The organism is Photobacterium lucens, assembly GCF_009873615.1.
Lineage (GTDB): Bacteria > Pseudomonadota > Gammaproteobacteria > Enterobacterales > Vibrionaceae > Photobacterium > Photobacterium lucens.
In genome coordinates, this window is record NZ_SSMG01000389.1 from 1 (window position 1) to 7,258 (window position 7,258).

At 40.4% G+C, this 7,258-nt stretch carries 7 protein-coding genes; all 7 read right to left on the minus strand.

Annotation, left to right across the window (positions count from 1 at the left end):
- Positions 1 to 245 precede the first annotated feature (245 nt).
- Positions 246 to 479, minus strand: a complete 234-nt coding sequence (locus tag E5A76_RS15940) for a hypothetical protein (RefSeq protein WP_053987730.1) — start codon at positions 477 to 479, stop codon at positions 246 to 248.
- A gap of 97 nt (positions 480 to 576) precedes the next feature.
- Entirely contained in the window at positions 577 to 768 is a 192-nt protein-coding gene (gene tatA / locus E5A76_RS15945) for a twin-arginine translocase TatA/TatE family subunit (RefSeq protein WP_161119518.1), read from the minus strand.
- Positions 769 to 781: 13 nt separating this feature from the next.
- Complete coding sequence (locus E5A76_RS15950; protein WP_161119519.1) at positions 782 to 1,069, minus strand: hypothetical protein; 288 nt, start codon at positions 1,067 to 1,069, stop codon at positions 782 to 784.
- Positions 1,070 to 1,206: 137 nt separating this feature from the next.
- The gene (locus E5A76_RS15955; protein WP_107166416.1) at positions 1,207 to 1,902 is read right to left on the minus strand and encodes a response regulator; all 696 of its coding nucleotides are present in this window, start codon (positions 1,900 to 1,902) and stop codon (positions 1,207 to 1,209) included.
- The gene (locus tag E5A76_RS15960) at positions 1,895 to 3,361 is read right to left on the minus strand and encodes an ATP-binding protein (protein ID WP_161119520.1); all 1,467 of its coding nucleotides are present in this window, start codon (positions 3,359 to 3,361) and stop codon (positions 1,895 to 1,897) included. Before E5A76_RS15960 ends, E5A76_RS15955 begins: the two co-directional genes overlap by 8 nt.
- 160 nt (positions 3,362 to 3,521) lie before the next feature.
- Positions 3,522 to 5,384: a potassium transporter Kup gene (locus E5A76_RS15965; protein WP_053987735.1), complete on the minus strand. Its 1,863-nt coding sequence runs from the start codon at positions 5,382 to 5,384 to the stop codon at positions 3,522 to 3,524.
- 316 nt (positions 5,385 to 5,700) lie between these two features.
- On the minus strand, positions 5,701 to 7,258 hold a 1,558-nt coding region (locus E5A76_RS15970), incomplete at its 5' end, for an MFS transporter (RefSeq protein WP_262383668.1).

The window sequence follows — 7,258 nt, forward strand, 5'->3', positions numbered from 1 at the left end:
ACCCTAGATACGCTATTAACGTATGCCGGTTTTCAAGACCGGTGCTTTCAACCACTCAGCCATCTCTCCGTAAGTGCGGCGTATGATAGCGATCACAGTTTAAAATGTAAAGCCCTACAAAAACTGTATGTTCAAGTTTTAATCACCACACAATTATTTCGATATAAGCAACAGCAATATTCTGTTATCAATATCATTTGTTGTACAAAATCACATCGTCACGACTAACATAATGACTTTATTGCTTATATTTCACTATCAAGAAAAGCCTGAATTTCGGTTTGAACGCGGCTAAATTCAGCCTCATCAAGATAGTAAGAATTATCTGATGAAAAGTGTAAATCATCTTGCTTCAAGCAAATGTTTATCACGCTTTGATCAGCAAAAAACAACATAATAAATGCGCTATCAAACTCTACTCGTAAAATCGCGGCTTTATTCACAGTAAGATTATTATCAATCACTAATCCACGTTTCATAATCCATGCCTCCAAACTGATACTAAATTCACCTTAGCGCATTTCAGCAAGATAAATAGAGTGGCAAAATAATATTGTGTTTTTTGCAAATCATTTATTAACGTGTTGTTTCTTCAGTATCTTTCTCAATAGCCGCTGTCGCCTTGGTTGGCTCATCTTTTACTGCATTCTGAAAGCCTTTTAACGCATAACCTAAATCGCTACCAAGTGTTCTTAACTTCTTAGTACCAAACAATAAAACGAAAATTAAACCGACAATAAGCAGTTTACCAATGCTGATCTCACCCATGATATCCCCCCTGCTATTTTGTTGATGCTTGTTGATGATGACTACGGTACACATCTGATTCATGACGATCTTTCAGTGCCGCAAAAACAAAAACTGCCGAGAAGAACACACTGATCACATCTTTAGCAAACATAAACTCTGGGTAAACATCCGAGATAAATAAATGGATCAAACACCACACTGACACAATTTGCAGGCCTAATATCCCCCACTGCTGCCACGTAGGTTTTAAAAAACCATTACGCGTGACCATCACAACAAAAAAGGCAACAGCAAGTAGCATTTCGATACTCAGTAACATACATATTCCTTATAACCTTAACCTTCTCCGATGGTATAAAGTTTGATCTAAGGTTTATGTAAGAAATGCCATCTGCAGTATAAAATTTTTATAAAGGCCGCTTCTCAACTGCGATTTGTTATGGCGTATCACTGAGTTTAATCATCAGCAATTAAACGATATCCCACCCCATTTTCGGTAATAATGTATTGAGGCTGTGCTGGTGACGATTCAATTTTATGGCGCAGCTGGGCAATGTGAATACGCACATAATGAGCATGCTCAGTATAGTTACCACCCCACACTTCTTTTAAGATCTGCTTGTGTGTTAATACCTTACCCATGTTCTTCGCCAGTAGCGTAAGGATCTTATATTCTTTAGGTGTTAACTTGATGCTTTCACCATGATGCGTCACTGTTTGCATTGCCAGATCTAGCACCACCTCGCCAAAGCGATATTGGATCACGTCACTCGCGGTATTATGAGAATGTAAACGCAACGCCACACGAATACGTGCTAGCAACTCTTCACTACCAAATGGCTTGGTTAAATAGTCATTTGCACCAGCATCTAACGCTTGGACTTTATCCGCTTCTTTATCTCGAGCAGAGATCACAATAATGGGAGTATCAGTCCATGCCCTTAACTCTTTGGTGAAATCTAACCCATCAGCATCAGGCAAACCTAAATCTAACAACACCAAATGCGGCGACCAACTGACTATTTGCTTTAATCCTTCTTGGGCTGTCTCAACGGTTTTGACACTGTAACCATGTCCGGTTGTAAGAATGTCTAAGAAACGACGTATCGGCGCTTCATCTTCAATCACTAAGATCTTGATATCACTATTCATAAATGTCTGCTAAATCATATTTATCACAAGGAATGGCAACACTAAAAATACTCCCACCACCAGCACGAGGACTCACTGCAATCGTGCCGTTATGGGCTGAAACAATCAGCTTACAAATCGCCAAACCTAAACCGGTTCCCTTAACTTTGGTGTGCTCTGAACGATAGAAACGTTCAAAAATACGTTGGGTCTCTTCTGGAGCAACGCCACAGCCACGATCAGCAATATCAAACACGAAACAACCATTGATATAACCCGTAGCAATCTCAATCACCGCACCTACCGGGCTATATTTGGCGGCATTTTCAATCAGATTCGCCATGATCTGTTCAATCAAGGTGTAATCGAGCGAAACCAACATAGTTTCCCCTGTCAGTTTAATTGGATGCCCCTTAACTAACTGCTCTACCCGTTTAGTCGCACTGCCAATGATCTCTTCAGGCTCCACCCAATCACTCTTAGGCACTAAGGTTTTAATGCTATAACGGCTAATATCTAGCAATTTAGTTAAACTGCGATTTAAGCTATACCCTTCTTCAGCAATCGACTGTAATAGCTCTTTTTGCGTATCTGCTGGCAAATGAATATTAGGATCAGTCAAAGTCGTAGCAGTGCCAATAATCGAGCCTAACGGAGTTTTCAAATCATGAGAAACAGCTGCTAATAAAGTGTTTCGCATTTGCTCTAATTGATTGGCTTCTTTAACTTGGGTTAATGCATTGTTCGCCTCTGATCGGGCTAACGATAAACTGATCAAAGTCGTTAGGATCGGGTTGAACAACTGCCCTTGCTTACTTTCAATCACTAACACACCAAATAAGCCTGACTCACCATTTAACGAGTGCAAGGTTACCTTGGCTGATAACATTTGGCTTAATGGCTGCCCTGTTTGTTTGAAATGCTCTACAGCAGGATAGGTATCGTTATCTTGCAGATCACGATGAGAGGCTAAACAAAATAGCGTCGGTGAGAACAGCCAGATCTGAGCTTTAAACTGTCCATGACGCTCTAAATGAGCAATCGCAGATTGAGCAATGGCTTGGCTTTCATTAAGTGAGGCTAACTCAGAGGCTAATTGATAGTTACTTTTTAACTCTGACTTTAGCAGTTTGTTTTTATTGATTTCACGCTGTTGCGATTGGGTGATTTTTACCGCAAATACACCACTGAACGCCATCACAGCAAAAGTAATGATGTGCTGATAATTTTGAAACTTAAACGAGTTATGCTCGGGTAATACAAAAAAATGAAACGCCACAATACTGATGGCGGTGATCACATACGCCAACTTTTGTCTAAGCCAGAAACCACTGACGATATTAAGTAACAGCAACAACATGGCAGTATCGGTTTCAATGATCACATCACGAAACGTCACTCCCAGATAAGTCACTAAGATATAAAGCACCAATAACACGGCGGTTTTATTCAGATCATTCCAATTTATGCGGCTAAACATGGCATTCATTTTTTGTATAACAATCAAACCGAGATAATACGCTTTAGGTATACCCCAATAAAGAAAAAAGAGCTTCTACCGTTATCCTCGTTAAGATGAAGATAACCGTGAAGCCCTTTTGATTTGTCGCTTAGATTTAGAGCTTAGACTCAATACAAGCTCAAATCTCCATATGTACCCCAATCTCAATTAAACGATCTTGCGGTACATGCAATCGCTCAGAAGTACGTAGTGCATTACGGCTCAATAAAATAAACAATCGTGCCTTTAAATCATGCCATAAGGTACTGGGTTTTAACTTCATTCGCTCCGATGACATAAAGAACACCGTGTCAACTTCATGTAGCGTGAACCCTTTGCAGTTACAGGCTGTAAAGATCTGCTCAATATCTAACGATTCCTGATAACCCACATACGCAATCATCTGCCAAAACGATGGCGAGATCTGCTGGACTTCTAACCGTTTTAACGGATGCACCCTTGGCTGATCCGGGTATTTAAACGTCAGCAATACATTACGTTCGTGTAAGGTTTCGTTGTATTTCAAATTATTGACCAGCGATGCTGGCACGTGATCTTCATTGCGGGTGAAATACACTGCCGTACCTGAAGCTCTCGGCCAATCTTTTTGCTCAAGCTCGTTGATCATCGCCTCAGCAGATAATGGCTGTTTGGTAAGTTGCGCTATTCGCTCTCGCTCTAAAAACCATGTCACCATCAATAGAAATACAATCGAGCCTATGGTTAAAGGTAGCCAACCACCATCAGAAAACTTCAATGAAGTTGAGACAAACAGCAAAGAATCATAAAGCAGCATCAACACCGCATACTGGATCACCAAAGCCAACGTCCATTGCCACAAGTAACGTGCTACTACGATAATAAACAGTGAGGAAATTAACATGGTTGCAGTTACCGCTATCCCATATGCTGCTGCTAATCGTGCCGAGCTACCAAAAGTGATCACCACGGTGATCACCAACACAAACAATAAAAAGTTAGCCAGTGGTACATAGATCTGACCTTGCTCTTGATGTGAGGTGTGGTGAATTTGTACTGGCGGTAAAAAGCCTAAATTTACCGCTTGGCGAGTCAGCGAGAAAATCCCAGAGATCACCGCTTGCGAAGCGATAATGGTAGCAAGTGTCGCTAAGATCACTAATGGTAAGCGCAACATCTCAGGTGCCAGCATAAAGAACGGATTATCAATATCGCCTGTTTGTGATAATACCAGTGCGCCTTGCCCATAATAGTTGAGCACCAAACACGGCATCACAATAAAGAACCATGCTAATCGGATTGGCTTGATCCCAAAGTGCCCCATATCAGCATATAACGCCTCTACTCCCGTCACAGCCAATACCACTACCCCTAAGGTAAATAAAGTAGCTGCACCATGATGAGCAATAAAAGCACAAGCGTATTTAGGATTAAGTGCATAGAGCACAGTAGGGTGTTTAATGATGCTCAATAAACCCAGTAAGCCAATAGTGGCAAACCACAGCAACATCACAGGAGCAAATAAGCGTCCAATTTTACCTGAGCCATATTTTTGAATCGCAAATAAGCCACAGATAATCGTGATTGCAATCGGTAAGATCATGGGTGAAAAGTGACTATTGATCACCGTGATCCCCTCGACGGCAGATAACACCGACATCGCTGGCGTAATAATGGCCTCACCAAAAAAGAAGCCTGCCGCCAACATACCTAAAAATAAAATGCCTTTCTTTAAGTGAAGCGGAGCGACGTTATGAGCTAATGATGTCAGTGTCAGTACCCCACCTTCACCTTTATTGGAAGCCCGTGTCACTAACGCTAGATATTTAATAGAGACCGTAATAATAAAGGTCCAGAAAACGAGTGAAAGAATGCCAAAAACGTTCGCTTGGTTAATGGCTATTGAGTGTGGCCCTTCAAACATTGCTTTGAAGGCATACAGTGGGCTGGTTCCAATATCACCATACACAATCCCAATAGACAGGCACGTGAGTACCAATAAAGACTGCTTTTGATTTTGCATTACTAATTTTATGTACATCCCATTATTGGGTGGCACAGTACCTCGTAAGAAATAGAAGCACGCAGGGTAACAAGGCAAATATAAAGAAAGGGTAATAATTGAAGTCAGTGATATAAAGAAAATATAAATTTTGTTTATTTAAAAAACAAACTGAATAGTTGAAATGCAATAAATTTCGTGCCAATTTTCCAGCACTAAATATATTATACAATGTTCAAATGGATTTTCTAGAAATAAAAAAAGAGCGTAAGTGAAATACTTACGCTCTTTTTTTCAATAGTTATATTTTCAATATTCTTACTCGTTAAGAAACGAATTAAATATTCTCAATATTCTTACCTGATGTTTCAAAACGGTATTTGTATGTTACCCAAGCACCGAGTACTGATGTCACCACTAAGCTCAACAGTAAGTTAAATACGCCGATTTCATGCATTAAGATCGGGAATAGAAAGGCCGTTAAAATTGCACCTAACTTAGCAATAGATGCTGCAAAACCAGCCCCTTTCGCACGAATCTTAACGGGGAATACTTCACCTGAAATCAAATAAGTCTGTGCATTCGGACCTAAGTTGTTCATAAAGTTAAACAGCATAAAACCTAAGAACAACACATATATTTGATAGTCACCCTGCAACTTAATCGATACTGCAGCAAAGGCTAAACCTACCGCACAGCCAATAAAACCATAGATTTGCAGCTTCATACGACCAATCGATTCAGAGTAAATGATGGCGCAAATCACACCAACAATCAGTAATGAATCAATTAACGCCGTCCCTTTTGCCGAATAAATAATATGAGCAATCGTACTGTGTAGTGCATCTTGACCCGTCACTGCGACATGCGGATCCAACACTGAGGCTAAAATTACCGGGGTAAAAATACCGATACCATACGTGCCTAAGTCCTGAATAAACCAAGGAACAGAAGCTAAGATCGTTTTTGCACGGTACTTTTCTTTAAACAGTTTCTTATAACCGCCAACCCAAGTGTGCGCTTCTTCTCCTTCAGGGCACGGTACTGCTGTTAATGACATTGTCGACTTCGGATCGCGATTTAACAGACGTTTCAGTGACGTTTCAGCCTCTTTCTCACGTCTTTTCGACATTAGCCAATGCGCACTTTCTGGAATAAAGAAACGTGCAACAGTGATCGCTAAAGACGGTACCAATGCCAAAATGTACATTAAACGCCAAGCGTTAATATCATCAACATAACTCAGCACAACGATGCCTGTTAGTATGCCCATTAGCACACCAATAGATTGAAACGCAAATGCGCCGAGTACCAGTTTGCCTCGGTTTTTAGTCGGAATGCTCTCCGATATCATCAAGTGTGCAGTTGGGTAATCACACCCTAATGCCAAACCTATACCAAAGTTAAACAATAGGATCATGGCATAAGACTGGCTAGATGCCATCCCTACAAGGCAAATCGAGAGTAATGCCATCTCAACAATGAACATCTTCTTACGACCATATAGATCTGACAAGCCACCCAGCGCACTAGCACCAATTAAAATACCAAAGAGTATTGAAGAGCTTAATGTACCTTTTTGAAATTCCGTTAAATGAAACTGTAGCGTGATCAGGGGTAACGTTAGCCCCATCATGAACACAATCATTCCTTCAAAAAACTTTCCAAACGTTGCCAACAACCAAATTCGCCACTGAACCTTTGTCATTGATAAGCAAAAACGGCTTGTTCCTTCTTTCCATATTGAGGTGTCATCAATATAGTTTTGGATAGTCTTTTGACATTGAATATCTAAATTTTGATTCATGTTAAAATCAACAATGCTTATAGTCTGTCGACCAATAAATACCCAAGAGACTTGGATATAAGTATTAAAGGTGCGGCTATATAAACAC